The following is a 22,877-nucleotide window of genomic DNA, read 5'->3' as shown; positions in this document are numbered from 1 at the left end:
GGTCGCCTCTCCGTGAACATGTCCGGACAAAGTGTATACGAAGAACAATCCTTGGAGAGTGGCCGACAGTGTCGAGCACAGTGCCCAACGTCATCCAGCCCCGCCCCGCGGCTCAGCAGGACCCGCGCCTCCTGCGTCGACGGCACGCGCTCGTCGTCGTCCTCACCTTCCTGACCGGTTGCGCCGACGCCATCGGGTTCCTCTCCCTCGGCGGTGCCTTCGCCAGCGTCATGACCGGCAACATGGTCCTGCTCGGACTCTCGGCGGGCCGAGGTGACGCCGAGCTGGCCCTGACGTCCGGCTGCGCCATTGTCAGCTTCATCGTCGGTGTCCTCGCCGGTGCCCGCGTCGTCGGCTCGGCACGACCGGGCGACCCGGTCTGGCCCCGGCGGGTCACCTGGGCGCTCGTCCTGGAGCTGTTGGTGTTCGTCGTGTTCCTCGTCGTCTGGGAGGTCACGCTGCACACCGCCGACGCACGTGTCCACCTCGCGCTGCTCATGCTGTCGGCGGTGGCGCTGGGCGTGCAGAGCAGTGCCATCCAACGGTTCGGCGTGCCCGGCCTGTCCTCGACGTACCTGACCGGCACGCTCACCAGCCTGATCGCCGGCGTCGCCGCGCGCAGCCCGTGGGGCAACCTGCGCCCCAAGGCCCAGGTGTTGCTGGCCCTCATGGTCGGCGCCGCCGTCGGCGCACTGGTCGCCCTGCACCTGCCGGTCGTCGCCCCGGCGCTGCTGATCGTGCCGCTGGTGCTCGTCATCGTCGTGTCCGCCCGGATGCGGGCCTGACGTCAGACGCCCCGGGCGAACAGGGCCAGGCGGACCCGGTTGGGGCTGTCGGTCTTGGTCATCAGGCTGGTGATGTGGGTTTTGACCGTGGTGACGCCGATGTGGAGGCGGTCCCCGATCTCGGTGTTCGACAGGCCCTCGGCGACCAGGTTCAGCACCTCCTGCTCGCGGGCGGTCAGGCCCTGCACCGACCGTGGTGTCTCGGGGCGGGCGTGCACCGCGCGCTGCACGAGGCGTCGCAGCACCTCCGGGCTGAACGGGCTGTCACCGACGGCCGCCCGGCGGATGCCGTCGAGCAGCTCAGCCGGTGGCGCGTCCTTGAGCAGGAACCCGCAGGCGCCGGCGGTCAGCGCGGGGTAGAGGTGGTCGTCGTCGCCGAACGTGGTCAGCACCAGGATGCGGGCGGCTGGTCGCGCCGCGAGGATCCGGCTGGTCGCGGTGATCCCGTCGACGCCGGGCATGCGCAGGTCCATGACGACGACGTCGGGAAGGAGCCGGGCGGCAAGTGTGATCGCCTCGCGGCCGTTGTCGGCCTCCCCGACGACCTCGATGTCGGGCTGGGCCGCACAGAGCATCCGCAACCCGGCCCGGATGAGGTGCTGGTCGTCGACCAGCAGCACCCGGATCACACCGGCTCCGGTGCGGGGGAGTCGGCCGGGGCCCTGCGTTCATCTGGCACCGACCGGACCGGTGCCCGGTCGGAGGCGGCCACCACGGCCGGGAGGGCGGTGCGCACCCGCCACCCGGTGCCGGACGGGCCCGCCTCCAACCGGCCGCCGAGGACCTCGACGCGCTCGCGCATCCCGGTGATGCCGTGCCCGCCGCCGGCCGGCACGCCGGCCAACAGTCCGCCGCCGGTCGGCACACCCGCCGGCACCCCGCCGCGACCGGTGTCGGCGATCTCCCAGTGCACGACGCCGTCGCGGACGGCGACCACGAGGTGCGCCACGGCGGACGTACCCGCGTGTCTGGCCACGTTGGTCAGTGCCTCCTGGGTCAGCCGCAGCACCGCCATGCCGCGCACCGCGTCGAGCGAACCGATCGCCGGGTCCAGGTCGGCCTCCACGGTGATGCCGGCCTGACGGGCCCGGTCGATCGCCGCACCGATCGCCGCCGGCAACGCGGAGGGCTCGATCGCGGTCAGCGCCGCGTCGCCGCGTACCCCGTCGGGATCGCGCAGCACCGCGACCAGCCGGCGCAGCTCCGCCAGGGCAGCGGTTCCCGTGCCGTGCACGTCGTCGAACACCTCGCCGACCCGAGGGTCCAGGTCGGTGAGCACGTGTCGGGCCACGCCGACCCGCAGCACCATCGACGCGACGTGGTGCGCGACGACGTCGTGCAGCTCGCGGGCGATGGCGCTGCGTTCGTCGGCCCGTGCCGCGCGGCTCTCCGACTCGTGCTGCCGTTGCTCGGCCACCGCCCGCTCCACGGCCTGCAGACTGAGCGCCCGGTTGGTGCGGATGACCAGCCCGAGCAGCACGGGAACGCCGACCTCCAGGGCCAGCCCGACGACGCCCGAGGCGACCCTGCGGGCCGGGTCGCCGATCGAGTCGGTCAGGTCGACCATGGCCAGCAGCGTGGCGGCCAGCCAGATGGTCGGGCCGGGACGTGCCCGCATGGTGACCTCGAGCAGAGCCCAACTCGCGCCCACCTGGTTGATCATTATGTCGTCGATCAGGCAGATCGCGACCGCCAGCAGTGCCGCCTGCGCCACCAGGTTGACCACCGGCCGGCGGTGCAACACCAGGGCGACCGCGAACGCGGCCACCGCGAGGACCCACTGTGCCACCGTCGGCTCGCGGCCAGCCTGGGTGCCGAAGACCAGGTAGCCCACCCCGCTGAGGTCGAGCAGCACCGTCCGCACGAGCGTGTCCCGCGTGTCGAACAGTCGTCCCGCCCTTCCCACCGGGTCAGCCTAGGTGTTGCGGCTCAGTGGCACGAGGGCCGCGCCACCGGGGTCGCAGGGCCAGGTAGGCGGCCAGGCCGAGCGGTCCGAGCAGGATGGTCAGCAGCAGCACCGGAGCCATCACCAGCGCCGGTACCCCCCGTTCGCGGCTGTCCAACCATGCCCAGCGCCCGACGAACAGATCGAACGCGATCATGTGCGCCCAGCCCGCCGCCGCCCCGTCGGAGGTGCCGAGCAGGTCGCGCACCCCCGTCAGGGTCGGCGACGCCACGGCCGGCAGCACGTCGCCGAACGCCGGGACCACCAGCAGGCCGTAGATCACCACCACCGGCAGCACGATCAGCGGTGAAGAGATGATCCGGGCGGTCCACGACCAGCGCGGCAGCAGGATCATCAGCGCCCAGAAAGGCGCGGCCACCGCGAACGTCAGGGTGAACAGCGTCGCGGTCATGCGGCCAGTGCCAGTTCCGGCCGGGTCCGGCGAGCCAGCACGGTCGCGGCGGCGGTCGCCGTCGCGACCACCAGGGCCGCGACTGCGGCGAGGGTGACGGCGTCCGGCCGCAGCAGCGCCTGCCCACGCAGTGCCTGCCAGGTCAACAACAGCGTGAGTACGCCGTACGCGCCGCCCGCGACGACCAGCAGCCGGGCGCGGGTGTGCTCGTCCAGTCGGGTGCCGAGGAACCGGGTCAGCAGGATCGCCAGAATCGGCAGGGCCTGCAGGGCGTGCAGGCCCACGAAGTGCCCGATCCGCAGGTCACCCCCGGTGGTGCTCCAGCCGACCAGCGGCAGTCCCGCACCACCATCGGGTACGCCCACGCTGTGCGCCCCGCTGATCCCCTCGATCCCCGGATCCTGGGCGGGCAGCACCATAGGCACCGCCACGAGCATGCCCAGCAACGACAGACCGAGCCCCCACCCGACGGCGTACGCGGCGACCTTGTCCGGGATCCGCCGGATCAGCACCACGATCCCGACGACGAAGTGCGCGGCGAACAGCACCATGATCGCCGCACCCATCATCGAGAACAGGGCGGCATTGAACGGCGTGGTGTCGTTGAAATGGCTGGTCGTACCGCGGATGACCTGCCCGACGATCCACACCATCTCGATCGCCGCCATCGCGACGATGACCGTGGCCGCCCACTCCGCGACCCGGGCCCGGCGTGGCAGCAGGGAGAGCATCCAGGCAAGAGTAGTGCCGTACAGCACGAAGGACACCGCGAACTTGAACGGCTTGAGCCAGATCGGCGATCCGGTGAGGACGCGCGAGTCGACGACAATGCCGACCAGGGCGACGACGGCGAGCGCCACCATCGCGGCGACGAGGAGCATGAGTGGGCGGTGCCATTGTGCCGCCCGGCGCAGATCGATTGTCATGTCTGTAGATGGTCGCGACAGTGCCCGCCGGTCGCGTCCGACCGCGAGTCCCGGTTGTGGCCAGCGGTCGGAGCGGGGTCTCCTCCCTGGGTAGGAGGCGAATCCCGCCGAGGACCGTCGCCCGCGCTGGCACAATGGCCGGTCTGCCGACCACACGGGGAGCGAACAGTGACGACCGCAGAGGATCGCGTCCAGCCGAACGAGACGACACTGCCGCTGCTGCCCTGCCCCGCGCCGGAGGAGACCCTGGCGTTCTGGCAGGCGCTCGGGTTCGAGGTGACCTACAAGCAGCTCAAGCCGTACGTGTACCTGGCCTTGCAGTGGAGTGGGTTCCAACTGCACTACGGCCCAGCGCCCAAGGACCTGGACCCGGCGAAGGAGACGTCCGGCGGCTGCCTGGTGATGGTCGACGCGGTTGCGCCGTACCACGCGACGTTCGCCGAGACGATGCGTCGCAGCTACGGCAAGGTGCTGGTCAAGGGCCTGCCCCGGATGACCCGCTACCGCGCCGGGGCGTCGCGGTTCAGCATCGTCGACCCGTCGGGCAACACCATCACCTTCATCCAGCGCGACGAGCCGGAGGACCTGGAGTACGGCGGGTCAGCGGAGTTGCAGGGCCTGGCGCGGGTGCTCGACAACGCGCGGATCCTGCGCGAGTTCAAGATGGACGATCGGGCTGCCTACCGGGCGCTCGACTCCGGAATGCGCCGCCGTGCCGACGAGGCGCCGGTGGTCGAGCAGGCGATGGCGTTGGCCGCCCTGATCGAGCTGTCGGTGGCGTTGGGGAAGGCGGAGCGCGTCCCCGAGTGGGGCGCCCGCCTCCAGGCGCTGACCCTGACCGAGCCGGAGCGTACGCAGGTGGAGCAGTTCGTGGCCGACCCGGCCGTCCTGGAACCGTGGTGGGGACCCGACGCGCCCTGAAGCCGCAACACGCTCCGCATCGCCCAAGATCTGCACAACTTCGGGGATGTAGGTGCCTCGGCGGCGAGTGAGGCAGCACTTTCCCTGTTCCTGTGCGGATCTTGGCCTCGTGTCGCGGCCCTACGAGGCCAACCGCTCGACCGTGTCACGGCCTGAGCCTGGCAGCCCGGCCCCCTCGTCGGAGTGGTTGATCTCCGACCACACCGCGTCCAGGGAGAGGCCGAGGACGTCGGCGATGGCGGCGATGGTCGGGAAGGCGGGGGTGGCGATGCGGCCGGACTCGATCTTCCGGAGAGTTTCCGGCGAGACACCCGCGTCCAGTGCGGTGAGGAGCATCGAACGGTCCCCCCGGGCTCGACGCAGCAGGGCGCCGAGCCGCTGTCCGCGTTCGACCTCTTCGGGAGTGAGCGGCAACCTGACCATGGCCCGATTCTAGTACCGGGATAATATGGCCGGGATAGTTATTGGGAAGTGCGAGGAAGGCGCTGCATGATCGAGATCCTGACCCCCACCGACCTGCTGCGAGCGAAGGATTCCGGCGCCCTGGTCGCCGACATCCTGCAGACGCTGAAGAGCCGCAGCGCGGTCGGCACGAACCTCCTGGAGATCGACGCGTGGGCACGCAGCATGATCATGGAGGCCGGGGCGCAGTCCTGCTACGTCGACTATGAGCCGTCCTTCGGGCGTGGGCCGTTCGGCCACTACATCTGCACGTCGGTCAACGACGCCGTGCTGCACGGACTGCCGCACGACTACACCCTCGCCGACGGCGACCTGCTGTCGCTCGACCTCGCCGTCTCCCTGGGCGGAGTCGTCGCCGACTCCGCCATCAGCTTCATCGTGGGCGACGTGCAGCCCCCGGAGAGCGTCGCGCTGATCGACGCGACCGAGCGCGCACTGAGCGCGGGGATCGCTGCCGCCGGCCCGGGCGCCCGCATCGGTGACATCTCCCATGCCATCGGCTCCGTCCTCACCGCGGCGGGATATTCGGTCAACACCGAGTTCGGCGGCCACGGCGTCGGCTCGACCATGCACCAGGACCCGCACGTCTCCAACACCGGGCGGCCCGGTCGCGGGTACCGACTGCGCCCGGGCCTGCTGCTGGCGCTGGAGCCCTGGGTCATGGCGGACACCGCCAAGCTCGTCACCGACGCCGATGGCTGGACGCTGCGCAGCGTGACCGGCTGCCGGACGGCGCACAGCGAGCACACGATCGCCATCACCAACGACGGAGCCGACGTGCTCACCCTGCCGACGGCCTGATCCCGACCTCAGGAACCATCGGCCCGGCGGATCGCGGCAGCCATCTCCGCGGAGCTGTGATCGGCGTCGACCCCCTCGACGAGGATCACGTCGCCGGCCAGGTGCCTCGTCCGCAACAGCTTGATCTCCTGGTACGCATCGGAGCCGTACCAGGAGCGGGCCCTGGTCGAGTCGGGAAACTCGATGACGACAAGATCGCCCGGCCAACTGCCTTCCAGCACCTCGACGGGCCCACCGTGGACGATGAACCGACCTTCGAAGGGCGCCAGGGTGGCATCGATGCGCTCCAGATATTCGAGCACCTCGGCATGGACAGGTGCCCTGCGCAGATGAGCGAGCGCGTACGCGGTCATGATTCTCCGATCGTTGGGGACGCCTTCGTGAAGATGATCGCGAGCGTCGGTGCGCGCTGTCGATTACGTCGCAGGTAATGGGGCGTACCCCCGGTGTGGTCACTAGGGTCGGGGGGTGACGACCAGGACCAGGCCGGGCCGACCGGTGGGGGAGCTGCTGCGCGACTGGCGTCGAACCCGCGGAATGAGTCAGCTCGACCTGTCGACCGAGGCGGGTGTGTCGGCCCGGCATCTGAGTTTCGTGGAGACCGGGCGATCCCGGCCGAGCCCGGACCTGATCCTGCGGCTGGCGGAGCGGCTCGACCTGCCGCTGGCCGAGCGCAACACGATGCTGCTCGCCGGCGGCTACGCCCCCGCCTACCCCAGCCACGAGCTGACCGACCCGCAACTCGCCCCGTTCCGGGCCGCCGTACGGCAGATTCTCGACGGGCACAGCCCGTACCCCGCGGCGCTCGTCGACCAGCACTGGCAGCTCGTCGAGGCCAACCCCGCCGTGGCCCTGTTCACCGCCGACGCGAAACCTCACCTGCTCACCCCACCGGTCAACGTGCTGCGGCTCAGCCTGCACCCCGATGGCATGGCCCCGCGAATCCTCAACCTTCCCGAGTGGCGGGCCCACCTGCTCGCGCGGTTGCGCCAACAGGCCGCGGCGACCAGCGACCCGGTCCTGTCCGACCTGCTCGACGAGCTTCGCGGCTATCCCAGTGGCGACGACATCGGGGCACCGACCAGCGACGAGCTGTCGCGTGTCGTCATCCCACTGCGGTACCGCCACGGCGACCGCGAGCTGGCCTTCATCAGCACGACCACCCTCTTCGGCACCCCGCTGGACGTCACCGTCTCCGGGCTGGCCGTCGAGGCATTCTTTCCGGCCGACCCGGTGACCGCCGCCGCGCTCCACGCCCTCGGCACGCCCGCGGCCGGCGTGGCCTGACCTCGGCACCGTCGTCGCGTCCGTGGCGTCGTCGGCGGCGACGAGCTGCACCCACCGTCTACGACTAATCCGCATCCGACGGGGCACGTTCGTCCGTATACATGGTGAGTCCCGTTCAAAATGAACCGATCGGTCATATTTTCCGTGATGACGGTCAGGGTCACACACCAGATTCGCGGAGGCACGATGTCAACGGTTCGAACTGGTCCGCTCGTCGGGCTGATCGTGCAGATCGTCGTGCTGGCGGTGCTCGCGGGGACAGTCGGTCTGGGCGCGGCAGGATGGTTGGCGGGGCTGGCCTACGGAGTGGGCCTGTGCCTCCTGCTCAGTCGGGGGATGTCCCGGTCGGCCGCGCCTGGTCTGAGCCCGGCCGACCGCGTGACCCTGAGCCGGGCGATCCTCGTCGGCGGCGTGACGGCCCTGGCCGCGGAGTCGTTCACCCGGCCGGCGCCGGTCGCGTTGATGGTCACCCTCGCCACCGTGGCGCTGGTCCTCGACGCGGTGGACGGCTACACGGCCCGACGCACCGGGACGACCAGCGAGCTCGGCGCGCGCTTCGACATGGAGATCGACTCGTTCCTGGTGCTGGTGCTGTGCCTCCATGTCGCCCCCTCGGTGGGCGGCTGGGTGCTCGCGATCGGCGCGATGCGGTACGTCTTCGTGGCCGCGAGCTGGGTGCTGGGATGGATGCGCGGGTCGCTGCCGCCGCGCTACTGGCGCAAGGTCGTCGCCGCCGTCCAGGGCGTGGTGCTGACGGTGGCGATGGGTGACGCGCTGCCCGGGCCGCTGACGACCGCCATGCTGGTGGTGTCGCTGGCGCTGCTCGTCGAGTCCTTCGGGCGCGACGTCACGTGGCTGTGGCTGACCCGTCACCTCCGCCGCACCCTCAGCTACGACCCGCAGGTCACGGTGGACCACGCGAGCAGCCAGCTCAGCCACAGCACCCAGAACGCCGGCCCGGTGCTGGGCGGGTCGTGTGCGGGGAAGGCGGACGGGCTGCCCTGGCAGGAGCGCCAGACCGTCTCAGTGGCCCGCAGCGGGACCGCCCGCGTCTGAGCCGCCCGCACGCCGCACCCCTCAGTGATCATGGAAGGATGCCTCGGTTGTCGCTCTTGACACGAGTACGTGAGCTGCCGAGCCAGGGACGGAAGGCGATGAGGGGCGAACTCCCCGGCGTTACCGCCGACGACGACACCGCAGGTGAGGGTCGGCCGAAGCGCTCCATCCGGGCCCGACTCGTGACCGTCCTGGCCGCGCTGCTGGTGCTGCTCGTGCTCACCGCACCGTACGACTTCGGCCGGTTCAGCCCCGGTGCGTTCGTACGGATCCCCCTGGAGGCGCTGCTGGTCGTGGCCCTCCTGCTCGCGCTGCCATCGCGCGGGAGCCGGCTGGTCGCGACGCTCACTGGCGTGGCTCTCGGTCTGCTCGGCCTGCTGAAGTTGCTCGACCTGGGGTTCTCCGCCGCCCTCAGCCGGGCGTTCGACCTGGTGCTCGACTGGGCGTTGCTGGACGAGGCGTTCGCCTTCCTCAGCGAGTCGTACGGTCGGCCCGCCGCCATCGGCGCAGCGATCGCCCTGGCTGTGGTGGCCGTGGGCCTGCCGGTCCTGGTCACGCTGTCGGTGCGGCGGCTGCGCCGGCTGGTGATCGGGCACCGCACCGGGACCACCCGGGTCGTGGCGGCGCTGGTGGTCGTCTGGGTGGCCTGCGCGGCGTTCGACGTGCGGGTGGTGCCGGCCGTCCCGGTTGCCGACACGTCCGCGACCACCCTGGCCAACGGCCACGGGTTCCAGGTGCGCCTGCGTCTCGACGACCGGAAGACGTTCTCCACCCAGATCGAGGCCGACCGGTTCGCCGACACCCCGGGCGACCAGCTGCTGACCGCGCTGCGGGGCAAGAACGTGGTCCTCGCCTTCGTGGAGAGCTACGGCCGGGACGCCGTCGAGGACCCGGAGTTCGCCCCGCAGGTCGGCGCGGTCCTCGACAGCGGCACCAGCCGGTTGCAGGCGGCGGGATTCGCCGCGCAGTCCGGCTTCCTCACCTCGCCGACGTTCGGCGGCGGCAGTTGGCTCGCGCACGACACCCTGCTCTCCGGCCTGTGGATCGACAACGACCAGCGGCACCGCACCCTGCTGGCGAGTGACCGGATGACCCTCAACGGCGCCTTCCGGCGGGCCAACTGGCAGACGGTCGGCGTGATGCCCGCCGTCAGCAGGGCGTGGCCGGAGGGCTCCTTCTTCGGCTACGAGCGGTTCTACGACGCCAGGGCGCTCGGTTACCGCGGTCCGAAGTTCAGCTTCGGCACGATGCCCGACCAGTACACGCTGTCCAGCTGGCAGCGCCTGGAGCAGGCGAAACAGGACGGCAACCCAGTGATGACGGAGATCGCGCTGGTGTCGAGCCACGCACCGTGGACGCCCGTCCCGCGACTGGTCGACTGGTCGACCGTCGGCGACGGGGCGATCTACCGTGGCACCGCCGGCGACGAGGATGAGCGGCGGCGCAGCACCGCCCAGATCCGGGCCGACTACCGGCAGTCCATCCAGTACACGCTGAGCACGCTCGTCTCCTACGTGGAGACCTACGGCGACGACGATCTCGTGTTCATCTTCCTCGGCGACCATCAGCCCGCCGCGGTCGTCACCGGCGAGAACGCCAGCCACGACGTCCCGATCACGATCATCACCCGGGACCGGGCCGTCCTGGACCGGATCTCCGGGTGGGGCTGGCAGGACGGGCTCAAGCCCGGGCCGCAGGCACCGGTCTGGCGGATGGACACCTTCCGGGACCGGTTCCTGACCGCCTTCGGGCCGTAACCCCGGCCACCTCGCGCCCCACTCACGGACTGGACGACAGACAGATGACGGCTACCACCGAGGCCAGGATCGCTGCGCTCCGGGCCGATCCGGCCATGTCCCTCCTGCACCGGTCGCTGGATGTCTACTACGGCGACCCGCAGCGGGACGCGAGGATGGACGCGTTCTACTCCCGGTTCGTCACCTCGGGGGACCTCGTCTTCGACATCGGCTCCCACGTGGGTGACCACATCGGCAGCTTCCGTCGACTCGGAGCCCGGGTCGTCGCCGTCGAGCCGCAGCCGCTGTGCCTGCGCGCCCTGCGGACGATCTACGCCGACGACGACCAGGTGACGCTGGTCGAAGGGGCGTGTGGCGCGGCCGCCGGGAGCACACGGCTGCACGTCAACTCCGCCAACCCCACCGTGTCGACCGCCTCGTCCGACTTCGTACGGGCGGCGCACGGCGCGGGCGGTTGGGAGGGCCAGGTGTGGGACGGGGACATCGAGGTTCCGGTGGTCACCGCCGACGCGCTGATCCACGAGTACGGCGTACCGAGCTTCGCCAAGATTGACGTGGAGGGTTTCGAGGACGAGGTGCTGGCCGGCCTGAGCCGTCCGCTGCCCGCTCTGTCGTTCGAGTTCACCACGATCGCACGTGCGGTTGCCTACCGGTGCCTCGACCGTCTGACCGCGCTCGGCTTCGACGGTTTCGACGTGGCGCTGGGCGACGACAAGTCGATGACTTTCGAGAGGTGGCTACCCGCGAGCGACGTGGCAGCACACCTGCTCGAACTGCCGCACCTGGCCAACGCCGGCGATGTGTACTGCGTGTCCCGGGGAGGGTTGCGACAGCCACCGCCGCATGACGATCCGAAGCGGCAGTAGCCACTGTCCGCGTACCGGAAGGGAGCCTCACGGCGCCCGACGTTCAGAAGGGCCATCGCTCGTTAATGCCATCCTCGATGAGCGGGATCATCGCGAACGCGGCGTCGGACAACCCGCCGAAGGTGTGCCGGTTCGCTGCGGTCGGCGTGTGCCCGACCCGGTATCCGGCCAGGTTCCAGGTGTACACGGGAACCTCAGCGGGCACCGTTGCGGCCACGTCCGCCGCGTTGTGCCAATGGGCCTGCTCATCGGTGAGGATGACCACCCGGTCGTGCCGGTCGTAGTGCTTGCGCACCGCCTTCTCGGTGTCGGTGCCCATGGCTAAGAAGTAGCCGTCGTCCTTGAACCGCCGCACCGCCGCGAGCACCGACTCGCCCGCCAATGACGGAAACACCCGACTGTCATTGGAGAACGACACCACCGTGGCCGCCCGCGCCCGGGCGGCCAGCGCCAGGCCGAACACCGTGGCGCCGTCCCAGCAGAGCAGCGTGCCGTCCTTGCTGAACGGGCTCCGCATCGAGCCCGACGTGTCGATGAGGATGAGGGTCCGCCCGCCCAGAGCAGGCACGTTGGCCAGGGCATGCTGCAAGGCCTTCTCCAGCGGGTACGCCCACCGCAGACTCGGTGCCGCGTTGTACGCCGACAGGAAGCGCATCGGCAGCACCCGAGAGGCGGCAACCTGGCCCGGATCGGAGAGCTTGGCCGCCACCGTCTCCGCCACGGTGTCGCTGACCCCGACCTGGTCGAAGTTGCGCAGGTTGCGCAGCAACGCCAGATAGCCCATGGTCGGGATGACGGACTCCCATGCCGAGGCGTCCATCGCGCTCTGTCGCCAGCCCGCCAGGGCCTCCCACGTCATGCCGGCCGCGGCCAGCACCGCCGGATCGGTGACCTCCCTACGCTGCTCGACGGGCAACGCCATGAGCGCGTCCCTGGCCGCCAGCATCCCGAGCGACGCCGGCAGCGGATTGTCCCGCCGGTGCCGCCGATCCAGCGCGTGCCGGAACAGGTCGCCCTGCCGCTCGTCCTTCGCGGTGGGGTGCGTCAGGTCGATGACATCGCCAAAGCGCACCTGGCTGCCGACGGAGTCGTACTTGAGCAGACTCCGCTCGGTGTACAGCCGGACCGCCGCGTCGGCGATGCCCCGCTTCACCGGCTTGGGTAGTGCCCGGCCATGGCGAGCCAGCCAGTACGCCAGAGCTTCTGCGGGCTCGTCCGCACGCTGCAACGCGGCGTCCACGACTGCCCGCGAACCCGGAATCTGGGCGGCAACCTGGGCGCGAGCGCCCTCGACAGCCGCCACCACGGACGCCGAGCGCAGCATGGCGACGGACCGAAGCCACGGTACGAAGCGAGCGAACCAGTCCGGGTCAGCTACGGCGACGGTGGCGACCAGGTCTCGGAAGCGAGCGTCCCGGTCCGTGGCGCCCTCGTAGAAGGTGTCCTCGCCGACCATGATGGAGACACCGAGCAGGAAGAGTTCGACGCGCGGCTCACGGGCGAAGCCGGGCGCGCCCTGGGCGGTCGCCGGCTGCTGACGGCCCTTGCGCAGCTTGATGTTGAACTTGGCCATGACGTCCCCCACGTCAATCAGCTCGGAAACGCCACCCCACCGCACACCCGAGATCAAAATCGGCCACGGACCAGTCCGCCGTTCTGTCCGTTGAACTATTCACCCGAAGGTGGCGGAGGACTCGAACCCCCATCTGCGGACCCCTGAAGTAACCGTTGCCTGCGCACCGGGTGTGCGGTGTGGTCGCGCTTCCCGAGATCGAGGTCGGCGACGGATGGTCCTTCACCGGGTCGGAACCCCTCCAGATGTAACCGTCACCTGCGCACCGGGAAGTGCGGTCATGACGCTAGCGGTGGCGCCGACGGCCGGGCAACGGAGTTTGCGATCTTGTGATCGGGAGGGCAGTGGTGCCCGCCTGGTCACGCCGCACGCCCGAGATCAAAAGTGGACACGGTTTTCGCGGGTTCGAACCGCGGGGCCCTTGCCGGGCCTTCACCAAAGAAGTAGCCGTGTCCGTCGCACCGGGCGTGCGGCGTGAGCGCGCCTCCCGAGATCGAAGCGGCGACGGCGACCGGCCCTTGCGGGCCAAGGTGACCTGGGCCGCTGGTCGACGCCACCCAAGGTGGCGGTGGGATTCGAACCCACGTCTCCCCGTTGAGAGCGGAAGTAGCCGTTGCCTGCGCACCGGAAGGCGCCAGACGACGATAGGCCCGCACCGACGCGTGGACAAGCTGTTTTTCGGCGCCCTGGCGGCCTCCGCTGGCTCCGGACGGGTTCGTTCACCCCACCGCCGGGGCGGCCAGCCCGACCGCAGCGAGGGCCCCGCGCCGCGTCGAGCCCTCGATCGTCGACGACGAGCACGTCGGTCGGGTGAATCACTGATGGCGGTGGGACACGTCACCGGGGCATGATCGGGGTTCGTCTCGACGGAGAGCCGAGCCACGCGATCGCGCGGGAGGTGGGTGACACCGATGACCCCGACGCAGCTGCGCGCGTACGTCGCGGTGGTTCGGCTGGGGTCCGTCAAGCAGGCCGCCGCGGAGCTGCAGGTCTCCGAGTCGGCCGTGTCGCTCCACATCGCCCAGTTGCGCAGGGAGTTCGGCGACAAGCTCTTCTCCCGGACGGCGGGTGGCCTCGCCTTCACCCCTGGTGGGCTGCGGCTGGCCAGTCGCGCCGCGGAGCTGCTGGGCCTGCAGGACCGTACGATCCGGGAGGTGAGCGCCGCGACGCGTGGCCGGCGGCTGCTGCGGGTCGCCGCGTCGAGCCTGTTCGCCGAGTTCGCCGCGCCGGGTCTGATCGAGCTCTTCGCCAAGCGGGCCGCCGATCTCGACGTCGAGCTGAGCGTACGCAGCCCGGGTGCCTTCGGGTCGCTGCTGCTGGCTCGCGCCGTGGACATCGCGATCGGCCCGCAACCGCCGGTGGTCGACAGCGCCACGGCCAGCCGACCGGTGATGAACTACCGCCTCGTCCTCGTCGTCGGCCCGGAGCACCCGCTGGCCGGCGTTCCGGCGTCCCCCGGGCAGCTGCGAGAGCAGACCTGGCTGCTCGGGCCGTCCGCCACCACGGATCTGGGTGGGGTGCCGGCGATGCTGCGTCGCCTCGCCGTGCCCGACGAGCGGCAGCAGATCTTCCAGAGCCACGCGGCGGCGCTGGGGGAGGCCAAGCGGGGCAAGGGCGTCTCGCCGGCCCTCGCGTTCACCGTCGCGCCGGACGTCCGGCAGGGGCATCTCGCGCAGGTGGCGGGGCCGAACGCGACGATGGAGGCGGTGTGGCATTCGCAGGTGCTCGCCACCCCCGACGCGATGTCGGCCGCCGACGAGCTGTCGCGCTTCTCGTCGACGCCGAGGGCGATTCAGGCGATGATGCGCGGCGCGGGCGTCAGCGTCGGCCACTTCCGGCCGTCGGTGCACGTGACGCTCTGGAGCTGACGGGCGACGACCAGCAGGTCCTGGAAGGTGCCGGCGGGCAGCATCCGGTCGCAGTAGGGGAGGGCGGCGGCCATGCCGCCGACCCGGGGGGTGAAGCCGGGTGCGCCGGCGCGGGGATTCAACCAGACGATCCGGTACGCGCGGCGGCTCAGCCGGGCCATCACGGCCGCGAGTTCGTCCGGCGGGTCGCTGTCCCAGCCGTCCGACCCGATCACCACCACCGCCCCGCGTACGGCGTCCGCGTGGTGGGAGGTGAGCAGGGAGCGCAGGTTCGTGGCGATCCGGGTGCCCCCGTACCGGTCGGTCACGGCGGCGCTGGCCTGCGCGACCGCCTCGGCCGCCGACGTGTGTCGCAGCACCACGGTGAGCCGGGTCAGCGTCGTCGCGAACGCGAAGACCTCCGCGTCGGCGACCACCGCGAACGCCCGCATCAGATGCAGGTACGCGGTCGCCTGCGCCCGCATCGACTCGCTGACGTCGCAGAGCAGCACGACCCGCCGTGGCCGTCGCACCGGTCGCTCCCGGACGACCTCGACGGGTTCCCACCCGGTGCGGCGGGCCCGGGCGATGGTGGGCCGCAGCGCGACCCGGGCACCGGCCGCGCCGATGACGAACCGCCGGGTACGCCGGGTCGGCCAGCCGGCGACGGCAGCGCGCAGGGCGTCGCCGAGTTGTGCCACCTGTGCGCTGTCGAGTGCGTCGAACGGGCGGTCGGCGAGCCCGCTGAGGGCGCTGGGGCGCCGCTCGGGCAGCAGCAGCGCCGTGTCGTGTGCCGGTGTCTCCGCGACGGCCGGCGGCAGCGTCGCCCACGGCAGGCCACCGCCAGAATCCGAGTCGTCGGTGTCGGCCGGCACACGCACGTACACATCGTCGTGAGCGTCAGGCGGGGACGCGGACCGCGACGGCCGCGGCAGCGGTGGGGGGTCCGCGAAGATCGCCGCGAAGACCCGGTCGAACGCGGCGAGGTCGGCGTGCCGTCGGACCAGGCAGATCCGGGCCGTCCAGTAGAGCGACGACATCGAGTCGGGTGGGCTGGCGGCGAGCGCCCGGACGAAATCGTCGACGTCGGTGAGGCCGGCCGGGACGCCGGCTCGTCGCAGCCGGCCGGCGAGCGCCACCGCGAACGCGGCCCGGTCGACCCCGCGCAGCACGCCCGGGCTCACCGGCGCGAGGCCAGCCAGGCGATCACCGCGCCCACGGCGACGAGACCGACGACGACGGGTACGAGGCGCTTGGTGATCGAACCGCCGGCGATGCTGAGCAAGTCGAGCGCCTCCGGCTCGGCAGCCACCTCCACGCGGGTGGAGCCGTCGGGTGACTCGACAGCCGATGACGATGCCGATGACGACGCCGACGACGCCGCCGGGGCCGACGGCAGGGACGGCAAGATCGGCGACGACACCGACGTCGAAGAGGCTGGTGACGGCTCGATCGGTGACGGCGCGACGGCGGCGGTCCTGGGTGTGGTGGCGACCGCTGTCGCGGACGCGGCGGGAAGCGCCTCGGGCGCTACGGACGACGGCGCGACGGGCTCGGATTCCGCGCGTGCCGCCGGCACGGCCGGGGCCGAGTGGTCGGCCGCGAGCTTGGCCTCCAGGTTGGCGACGAACTGGGCCACCAACTTGCCCGACACCTCCTTGATCATGCCGCTGCCGAACTGGGCCAGCTTGCCGGAGATCTTCAGGTCGGTGTCCACGCTGACCAGCGTCCGGTCGCCGTCCGGCCGTAGGTGGGCGGTGACCAGCGCGGACGCGTTCCCCGTCGACCGGGCGTCGCGGCCCTTCGCGTCGATCACCCCGCGGTAGGCGGCGTCGTCCTTCTCGACGAACCGGGCGGTGCCCGCGAACTCCGAGATCACCGGCCCGACCTTGACCTTCACCCTGCCCCGGTAGACGTCACCGTCGACGCCGGTCAACTGGGCACCCGGCAGGCACGGCGCGATCCCCTCCAGATCGGTGAGCACCGCCCACGCCTCGTCGATCGGGACAGCGACCGCGAACTCGTTCGTGATCTTCATAGCTGGCTCTCCTGGTAGGCGCCGAGCGCGGCGGCGACCACGGCGCGGTCGTCGGGGGTCTTGGCGATGGTGCCGATGGTCAGCGTGACGTCGTCGGCGGCGAGACCGGCGACGCCCAACACGGACAGTGCGGCCACCCAGTCGATGGTCTCCGCCATCCCGGGCGGCTTCTCCAACTCGCGGCCGCGTACGCCGCCGACGAACTGGACGGCCGTCTGGATCAGCGGCTCGGTGGCGCCCGGCACGGCACGGCGGACGATCTCGACGGCGCGGGCCGGCTCGGGAAAGTCGATCCAGTGGTACAGGCAGCGGCGGCGCAACGCGTCGTGCAGCTCCCGGCTGCGGTTGGAGGTGAGCACCACGACCGGCGGCGTACGGGCGGTGAACGTGCCGAGCTCGGGGATCGTGATGCCGGCCTCGCCGAGGAACTCGAACAGCAGCGCCTCGAACTCGTCGTCGGCCCGGTCGATCTCGTCGATCAGCAGCACCGGTGGGACCGGCCCCCGGTGGCGTACGGCCCGGAGGATCGGCCGTTCCTGGAGGAACTCGGCGCTGAACAGGTCCGCGTCGGTGAGCCGCGCCTGTTGTGCCTCGGCGAGCCGGATCGCCAGCAGTTGTCGCTGGTAGTTCCACTCGTAGAGCGCCTCGCTCGCGGTCAGCCCCTCGTAGCACTGCAACCGGATCAGCGGCGTTTCCAGCGCGCGGGCCAACGCCTTGGCGGCGGCGGTCTTGCCGACACCCGGCTCGCCTTCCAGCAGCAGTGGCCGACCGAGGCGCAACGCGAGGAACAGGGCCATCGCCAGGCCGTCGTCGACCAGGTAGTCGACGGCGTCGAGGCGGTGCCGCACGGCCAGGGCGTCCCTCATGCCTCGCCCGCCAGCAAGCGCTCGTAGTCCGCCCGGGTGTCCACGTCGATCGGCACCGGCCCGTCTACGGGCACCTCTGTCACCGGGTGGCGGCCGGAGTGCAGCAGCTTCCAGACGGCCTTGTCGCCGTGCAGGTCGTACAGCTCGGGAAGGACCGCCCGGCCGAAGCGGAACGGGTGGCCCAGCCCGTTCGCGTACCGGCAGACGGCCAGCGGTGTGGCCGCCTCGGCGACCCGGCGGACGTCTGCGGCGCGGACGCCGGGCTGGTCACCGAGGAGCAGCACGAGCGCGTCGGCGCGCGGGTCCACCGCCCGCGCGGCGGTGCTGACCGACGACCCGCAGCCGGTGCTGAACGCCGGGTTCTCCACGACCTGGCACCCGGTCAGGTCGACCCGGTCGCGGATGCCGCTCGCCGCGCCGCCCAGTGTGACGAGCAGCTGGTCGAAGCCGCACGAGCGGGCCAGGTCGACTGTGGCGTCGAGCAGCGTCCGCCCCCGGTACGGCAGCAGTTGCTTCGCCTCGCCGAGGCGCACCGACGCGCCCGCGGCGAGCACCAGGCCGGTCAGGAACACGGGCTACGCCGCCGTGTAACTCGCGAGGCAGCCGGCGCAGCAGAACCAGAAGTCCTGCCCGTCGACCCGCGCATGCGGCGTCTCCGGCCCGACCAGCACTGTCATCCCACACACCGGGTCGACGGCCTGCTGGGGTCGAGCGGCCGGCGCGCCGGAGGCCGGGGCCAACCCGTCCACCCGGATCGCCCGGACCACCTCAGCCATGATCGACAGGGCGATCTCGGCCGGCGTACGCGCGCCGATGTCCACACCCGCTGGCGAGTGGACGCGGGCGCGCTCCGCGTCGGTCAACCCCAGCTCGTCGAGCAGGGCCGCGCCGCGCCTGCCGCTGGCCACCAGCGCGATGAACCCGACGCCGGCGTCCAGCGCGGCCCGGATCGCCTCCTGCTCGCCCTTGCCCAACCCGGCCACGACGACAGCGGTACAGCCGGCGCAGTCGTCGGCCGCGACGACGTCGAAGTCGAGGAACGCGGCGAGGTTGGCCACCGCCGCGCTGATCGGCGTGCTGCCGACGACACGCAGAGCCGGCGCCGGCAGCATCGGTCGGAGGAAGACCTCGATCGCCCCACCGGAGTGGCACGGGTTGACCACCACCCGCGCCCCCGGGGTGTCCGGGAACGGGACCGCGCCCTCCGGCAGCACCCGCAGCAGGAGGGCGGTCCCGTCGCGCAGGGTGTCGAGCGCCGCCGCCCGCACCGAACTCTCGGCGCACACCCCGCCCACGAAGCCCTCGATCGAGCCGTCGGACCGGATCACCGCGGCGTCGCCCGGCCGGGCCGACGTCGGGTCCTGGGCGCGGACCACTGTGGCGTGGACGAACGGCTCCCGGGTGTCGGTCAGCTCCCGGGCGCGCTCCGCGATGGTGGTCATCTCGGCTCCCTCAGATCGGCGGCCGGGCCTGGCCGCGCATCGCGTCCCAGACCCGCGACGGCGTCAGCGGCATGTCGGCATGGCGTACGCCGAAGGGCTTCAGGGCGTCGATGACCGCGTTGACGATCGCGGGTGGCGACCCCACCGTCGCGGACTCGCCCACGCCCTTCGCGCCGATCGGGTGGTGCGGCGACGGCGTCACGGTGAACCCGGTCTCCCAGTCGGGCACCTCCAGTGACGTCGGGATCAGATAGTCCATCAGGGACGCCCCGAGGCAGTTGCCGTCCTCGTCGAACGCGATCATCTCCATCAGGGCCATGCCGACCCCGTCGGTCAGCCCGCCGTGCACCTGCCCCTCGATGATCATCGGGTTGATCCGGGTGCCGCAATCGTCGACCGCGATGAACCGCCGGACCTTCACCTGCGCGGTGCCGGGGTCGATGTCCACCACGCAGATGTACGCGCCGTGCGGGTAGGTCAGGTTCGACGGGTTGTAGCAGATCTGCGCCTCCAAGCCACCCTCGATGCCCTCGGGCAGGTCACCCGCGCCGTGCGCGCGCATGGCGATGTCCTGGATGGTGACGGACCTGCCCGGGTCGCCCGCGACGTGGAACGCGCCCTTCTCCCACTCCAGGTCGGCCACCGACACCTCCAGCATCCCCGAGGCGATGATCCGCGCCTTGTCGCGGACCTTCCGGGCCACCAGAGCCGCCGCTGCGCCTGAGACGGGCGTCGACCGGCTGCCGTACGTGCCGAGGCCGAACGGGGTGTTGTCGGTGTCGCCGTGCAGCACCTCGATGTCCGCCGGTGGAATCCCGATCTCCTCGGCGACGATCTGCGCGAACGTCGTCTCGTGCCCCTGACCCTGCGACTGGACGCTGAGGCGTACCACGGCCTTTCCGGTCGGGTGGACGCGCAGCTCGCAGCCGTCGGCCATGCCCAGCCCGAGAATGTCCATGTCCTTGCGCGGCCCGGCGCCGACGGCCTCGGTGAAGAACGCGATGCCGATGCCCATCAGCTCGCCCCGGGCCCGCTTCTCCGCCTGCTCGCGGCGCAACTCGTCGTAGCCGGCCATCTCCATCGCCAGCCGCATCGTCGGCTCGTAGTTGCCCGAGTCGTACACCCAGCCGGTCTTCGTCGTATACGGGAACTGCTCCGGCTGGATGAAGTTCTTCAGCCGCAGCTCGGCCGGGTCCATGCCGAGTTCGTCGGCGAGGCAGTCGACGATCCGCTCGACCAGGTAGACCGCCTCGGTGATCCGGAACGAGCACGCGTACGCGACACCGCCGGGCGCCTTGTTGGTGAAGACCGCCGTCATCTTGCAGTACGCGGCCTCGATGTCGTAGCTGCCGGTGAACACCCCGAAGAAGCCGGCCGGGTACTTCACCGGGGCGGCGGTGCCGTTGAACGCGCCGTGGTCGGCCAGCACGTTGGTGCGGATGCCGAGGATCCGGCCGTCGCGGGTCGCCGCGATCTCCCCGCGCATGATGTAGTCGCGGGCGAAACCGGTGCTGATCAGGTTCTCCGAGCGGTCCTCCATCCACTTCACCGGCTTGCCGGTGACGATCGAGGCGACGATCGCGCAGACGTACCCGGGGTAGATCGGCACCTTGTTGCCGAACCCGCCGCCGATGTCCGGCGCGATCACCTGGATCTTGTGCTCGGGCAGGCCCGCCACGATGGCGTACAGGGTGCGGTGCGCGTGCGGCGCCTGGGTGGTCGACCAGAGCCGCAGCTTGCCGTCGACGGCGTCGTAGTCGGCGACCGCCCCGCACGTCTCCATGGGCGCCGGGTGCACCCGGGGGTAGACGAGATCCTGGCTGACCACGACGTCGGCGCGGGCGAAGACCGCCTCGGTGGCCGCCTCGTCGCCGGTCTCCCAGTCGAAGCAGTGGTTGTTCGTCTTGCCGTCCAGGTCGTCGCGGATCAGCGGGGCGTCCGGCTCCAACGCGCGACGTGCGTCGATCACCGGGTCGAGGACGTCGTACTCGACGTCGATCAGCTCCAGCGCGTCGCGGGCCGCGTACCGGTCCTCGGCGACGACGAACGCGACCTCCTGGCCCTGGAAACGCACCTTGTCGGTGGCGAGGACGGCCTGCACGTCGTTGGAGAGGGTCGGCATCCAGGCCAGGTTCTGCGCAGCCAGGGCAGCCCCGGTCACGACCGCCTTCACCCCGGGCGACGCCTCGGCGGCGCTCGTGTCGATGCTGACGATGCGGGCGTGCGCCACCGGCGACCGGAGGATCGCGAGGTGCAGCATGCCGGGCAGTTGGACGTCGTCGACGTACCGGCCGCGACCCCGCAGGAAGCGCGGGTCCTCCTTGCGCAGCATCCGGCCGTACCCGACGGGTTTCTGGTCGTTGTCGTGGAACGTGTCCACGCGCTCGTGCACGGTGGTCATGCGACGGCCTCCGCGGGCTGGCCGGCGTTGTCGATCTCGCCGGCCTCGGTCGATTCGGTGGTCTCGGTGACCTGGGCCGCGGCCTGCGCCTCGGCCACGGCGGCCCAGCGGACCGAGCGGACGATGGTGGCGTAACCCGTGCACCGGCAGATCTGGCCCGAGATCGCCTCCCGGATCTCCGTCTCACTCGGGTCGGGGTTGCGGTCGAGCAGCGCCCGCGCGGTCATCATCATCCCCGGCGTGCAGAAGCCGCACTGGAGACCGTGGCACTGCATGAAACCCTGCTGGATCGGGTCCAGCTCGGCGCCCTTGGCGAGACCCTCGACGGTACGCACCTGGTGGCCGCCGGCCATCGCCGCGAGCACTGTGCACGACTTCACCGGCTCGCCGTCCAACCAGACCACGCAGGTGCCGCAGTTGCTGGTGTCGCAGCCCCAGTGCGTGCCGGTCAGACCGAGCACGTCCCGCAGGAAGTGCACCAGCAGCAGCCGGGCCTCGATCTCCCGGGTGACCTCGACGTCGTTGACGGTCATGGTGACCTGCATGCTCAGCTCCTCGCCCGTTCGACGGCCCGGCGCAGGGTCCGCCTGGTCAGCTCGGCGGCCAGATGCCGCTTGTAGTCCGCGCTGCCGCGCTGGTCGGTCACCGGGTCGCAGCTGCGCGCCGCGATCGCCCCGGCCTGTTCGTAGAGCCCCTCCGAGGGTTCCTGCCCGCGCAACGCGGCCGAGATCTCCGGGATGCCCGTCGTGTTGGGGCCGACCGCCGCGAGCCCGACCCGGGCGTCGACGATCGCGCCGCCGTCGAGCCACACCGCCGCGCCGGCCGACACCACGGCCCAGTCGCCGGCCCGGCGCTCGACCTTGGCGTACGCGCTGCCGCAGCCGGGCCGCACGGGTAGCCGGATCTCGACCAGGATCTCGTCGTCCGCGACGGCCGTCTCGTACGGCCCGACGTGGAAGTCCTCCATCGACACGACCCGCTCCGCGCCGCCCGGACCCCGGATCACGCACCGCGCGTCCAGGGTCGTGCACACCGCCGAGAGGTCCTCGGAGGGGTCGGCCTGGCAGAGCGAGCCGCCCAGCGTGCCCCGGTTGCGCACCACCGGGTCGGCGATCACCCGTTCGGCGTCGGCGAAGATCGGGAACGCCGCCCCCAGCACGGGGGATTCGAGCAGCTCCCGGTGGCGGGTCAGCGCCCCGATGCGAACCTCGTCCGGGCCCGTCTCGACGTAGCCCAGCTCGGCGTGCAGGTCGTTGATGTCGATCAGATAGTCGAAGTTGGCCAGCCGGAGCTTCATCATCGGCAGCAGGCTGTGCCCGCCGGCGATCAGGCGGGCGGTGCCGCCGCGATGCTCCAGAAGGCTGATCGCATGGTCCACACTGGTGGCTCGCTCGTACTCGAACGGTGCCGGCACCTGCATGTCGTACCTCCGCAGTCCGGCAAAATCTCTGCCCGACGGTGACCAAAGTCAACGGCGACCTAAGCAGTTGCT

The 22,877-nt window shown here is 71.3% G+C and carries 23 protein-coding genes and 1 tRNA gene; 8 read left to right on the top strand and 16 right to left on the bottom strand.

Annotation, left to right across the window (positions count from 1 at the left end; all coding sequences use genetic code 11):
• Window positions 1-68: 68 nt before the first annotated feature.
• Window positions 69-785: a YoaK family protein gene (locus FBZ33_RS17235; RefSeq protein ID WP_185755323.1), complete on the top strand. Its 717-nt coding sequence runs from the start codon at window positions 69-71 to the stop codon at window positions 783-785.
• A 2-nt stretch (window positions 786-787) separates the two neighbouring features.
• Here FBZ33_RS17235 and FBZ33_RS17230 read toward each other — a convergent pair whose 3' ends face one another.
• Genes FBZ33_RS17230 through FBZ33_RS17215 form a run of 4 tightly spaced genes read right to left on the bottom strand, consistent with a single transcriptional unit; the run spans window position 788 to window position 4,068 of the window.
• On the bottom strand, window positions 788-1,414 hold the full coding sequence (locus FBZ33_RS17230; RefSeq protein ID WP_141909853.1) for a response regulator transcription factor: 627 nt from the start codon (window positions 1,412-1,414) through the stop codon (window positions 788-790).
• Complete coding sequence (locus FBZ33_RS17225) at window positions 1,411-2,691, bottom strand: sensor histidine kinase (protein ID WP_141909852.1); 1,281 nt, start codon at window positions 2,689-2,691, stop codon at window positions 1,411-1,413. The genes FBZ33_RS17230 and FBZ33_RS17225 overlap by 4 nt, the downstream gene beginning before the upstream one ends.
• Before the next feature lie 4 nt (window positions 2,692-2,695).
• A complete protein-coding gene (locus FBZ33_RS17220; RefSeq protein WP_141909851.1) occupies window positions 2,696-3,142 on the bottom strand; it encodes an ABA4-like family protein in 447 nt (148 codons plus the stop codon).
• Window positions 3,139-4,068: a hypothetical protein gene (locus tag FBZ33_RS17215; protein WP_141909850.1), complete on the bottom strand. Its 930-nt coding sequence runs from the start codon at window positions 4,066-4,068 to the stop codon at window positions 3,139-3,141. Before FBZ33_RS17215 ends, FBZ33_RS17220 begins: the two co-directional genes overlap by 4 nt.
• A 168-nt stretch (window positions 4,069-4,236) precedes the next feature.
• Here FBZ33_RS17215 and FBZ33_RS17210 point away from each other — a divergent pair, with 168 nt between their 5' ends.
• Window positions 4,237-4,989, top strand: a complete 753-nt coding sequence (locus FBZ33_RS17210; protein WP_141909849.1) for a glyoxalase — start codon at window positions 4,237-4,239, stop codon at window positions 4,987-4,989.
• Between the two features lie 120 nt (window positions 4,990-5,109).
• Here FBZ33_RS17210 and FBZ33_RS17205 read toward each other — a convergent pair whose 3' ends face one another.
• A complete protein-coding gene (locus FBZ33_RS17205) occupies window positions 5,110-5,412 on the bottom strand; it encodes a helix-turn-helix domain-containing protein (RefSeq protein WP_088948691.1) in 303 nt (100 codons plus the stop codon).
• 66 nt (window positions 5,413-5,478) lie between these two features.
• Here FBZ33_RS17205 and map point away from each other — a divergent pair, with 66 nt between their 5' ends.
• Window positions 5,479-6,252 (top strand): type I methionyl aminopeptidase, encoded by a 774-nt coding sequence (gene map / locus FBZ33_RS17200; RefSeq protein WP_141909848.1) that lies wholly within the window; start codon window positions 5,479-5,481, stop codon window positions 6,250-6,252.
• A gap of 8 nt (window positions 6,253-6,260) precedes the next feature.
• Here map and FBZ33_RS17195 read toward each other — a convergent pair whose 3' ends face one another.
• Window positions 6,261-6,605 (bottom strand): DUF1330 domain-containing protein, encoded by a 345-nt coding sequence (locus FBZ33_RS17195; RefSeq protein WP_141909847.1) that lies wholly within the window; start codon window positions 6,603-6,605, stop codon window positions 6,261-6,263.
• A gap of 115 nt (window positions 6,606-6,720) precedes the next feature.
• Between FBZ33_RS17195 and FBZ33_RS17190 the strand changes: the two genes are divergently transcribed.
• The 4 genes from FBZ33_RS17190 (at window position 6,721) to FBZ33_RS17175 (ending at window position 11,218) form a co-directional block, all read left to right on the top strand.
• On the top strand, window positions 6,721-7,539 hold the full coding sequence (locus FBZ33_RS17190; RefSeq protein ID WP_141909846.1) for a helix-turn-helix domain-containing protein: 819 nt from the start codon (window positions 6,721-6,723) through the stop codon (window positions 7,537-7,539).
• A 186-nt stretch (window positions 7,540-7,725) separates the two neighbouring features.
• Window positions 7,726-8,595 (top strand): CDP-alcohol phosphatidyltransferase family protein, encoded by an 870-nt coding sequence (locus FBZ33_RS17185; RefSeq protein WP_141909845.1) that lies wholly within the window; start codon window positions 7,726-7,728, stop codon window positions 8,593-8,595.
• 98 nt (window positions 8,596-8,693) lie between these two features.
• On the top strand, window positions 8,694-10,352 hold the full coding sequence (locus tag FBZ33_RS17180; RefSeq protein WP_255508915.1) for a sulfatase-like hydrolase/transferase: 1,659 nt from the start codon (window positions 8,694-8,696) through the stop codon (window positions 10,350-10,352).
• A gap of 44 nt (window positions 10,353-10,396) precedes the next feature.
• Window positions 10,397-11,218 (top strand): FkbM family methyltransferase, encoded by an 822-nt coding sequence (locus FBZ33_RS17175; protein WP_141909843.1) that lies wholly within the window; start codon window positions 10,397-10,399, stop codon window positions 11,216-11,218.
• Between the two features lie 43 nt (window positions 11,219-11,261).
• Here the strand turns inward: FBZ33_RS17175 and FBZ33_RS17170 are convergent, their stop codons facing one another.
• Window positions 11,262-12,803: a TROVE domain-containing protein gene (locus FBZ33_RS17170; RefSeq protein WP_255508914.1), complete on the bottom strand. Its 1,542-nt coding sequence runs from the start codon at window positions 12,801-12,803 to the stop codon at window positions 11,262-11,264.
• Between the two features lie 551 nt (window positions 12,804-13,354).
• Window positions 13,355-13,417 (bottom strand) — tRNA-OTHER (locus FBZ33_RS32785).
• A gap of 285 nt (window positions 13,418-13,702) precedes the next feature.
• Here FBZ33_RS32785 and FBZ33_RS17165 point away from each other — a divergent pair.
• Complete coding sequence (locus FBZ33_RS17165) at window positions 13,703-14,659, top strand: LysR family transcriptional regulator (protein WP_088948683.1); 957 nt, start codon at window positions 13,703-13,705, stop codon at window positions 14,657-14,659.
• Here FBZ33_RS17165 and FBZ33_RS17160 read toward each other — a convergent pair.
• From FBZ33_RS17160 to FBZ33_RS17125, 8 genes are read right to left on the bottom strand one after another with little or no spacing between them, the layout of a single operon-like run.
• Window positions 14,584-15,822, bottom strand: coding sequence for a VWA domain-containing protein (locus FBZ33_RS17160; protein ID WP_141909842.1), 1,239 nt, complete (start codon window positions 15,820-15,822; stop codon window positions 14,584-14,586). The two genes, FBZ33_RS17165 and FBZ33_RS17160, sit on opposite strands and share 76 nt — an antisense overlap.
• On the bottom strand, window positions 15,819-16,676 hold the full coding sequence (locus FBZ33_RS17155) for an SRPBCC family protein (protein ID WP_141909841.1): 858 nt from the start codon (window positions 16,674-16,676) through the stop codon (window positions 15,819-15,821). The genes FBZ33_RS17160 and FBZ33_RS17155 overlap by 4 nt, the downstream gene beginning before the upstream one ends.
• Window positions 16,673-17,542: a MoxR family ATPase gene (locus FBZ33_RS17150; RefSeq protein ID WP_141909840.1), complete on the bottom strand. Its 870-nt coding sequence runs from the start codon at window positions 17,540-17,542 to the stop codon at window positions 16,673-16,675. The genes FBZ33_RS17155 and FBZ33_RS17150 overlap by 4 nt, the downstream gene beginning before the upstream one ends.
• Window positions 17,539-18,114 carry an NTP transferase domain-containing protein gene (locus tag FBZ33_RS17145; protein ID WP_141909839.1) on the bottom strand — a complete coding sequence of 192 codons (576 nt, stop codon included), beginning with the start codon at window positions 18,112-18,114 and terminating at the stop codon, window positions 17,539-17,541. Before FBZ33_RS17145 ends, FBZ33_RS17150 begins: the two co-directional genes overlap by 4 nt.
• A 3-nt stretch (window positions 18,115-18,117) precedes the next feature.
• Window positions 18,118-18,984: an XdhC family protein gene (locus tag FBZ33_RS17140; RefSeq protein ID WP_141909838.1), complete on the bottom strand. Its 867-nt coding sequence runs from the start codon at window positions 18,982-18,984 to the stop codon at window positions 18,118-18,120.
• Between the two features lie 10 nt (window positions 18,985-18,994).
• On the bottom strand, window positions 18,995-21,385 hold the full coding sequence (locus tag FBZ33_RS17135; protein ID WP_099854472.1) for an aerobic carbon-monoxide dehydrogenase large subunit: 2,391 nt from the start codon (window positions 21,383-21,385) through the stop codon (window positions 18,995-18,997).
• Window positions 21,382-21,930, bottom strand: a complete 549-nt coding sequence (locus FBZ33_RS17130; protein ID WP_088948676.1) for a (2Fe-2S)-binding protein — start codon at window positions 21,928-21,930, stop codon at window positions 21,382-21,384. The genes FBZ33_RS17135 and FBZ33_RS17130 overlap by 4 nt, the downstream gene beginning before the upstream one ends.
• A 2-nt stretch (window positions 21,931-21,932) precedes the next feature.
• Window positions 21,933-22,805: a xanthine dehydrogenase family protein subunit M gene (locus FBZ33_RS17125; protein WP_141909837.1), complete on the bottom strand. Its 873-nt coding sequence runs from the start codon at window positions 22,803-22,805 to the stop codon at window positions 21,933-21,935.
• Window positions 22,806-22,877: the final 72 nt, after the last annotated feature.

It is taken from the genome of Micromonospora sp. A202, assembly GCF_006715105.1.
GTDB lineage: Bacteria > Actinomycetota > Actinomycetes > Mycobacteriales > Micromonosporaceae > Micromonospora > Micromonospora zamorensis.
Note: the sequence above shows the minus strand (reverse complement) of the source record. Positions and strands in the feature narration are given on the sequence as shown.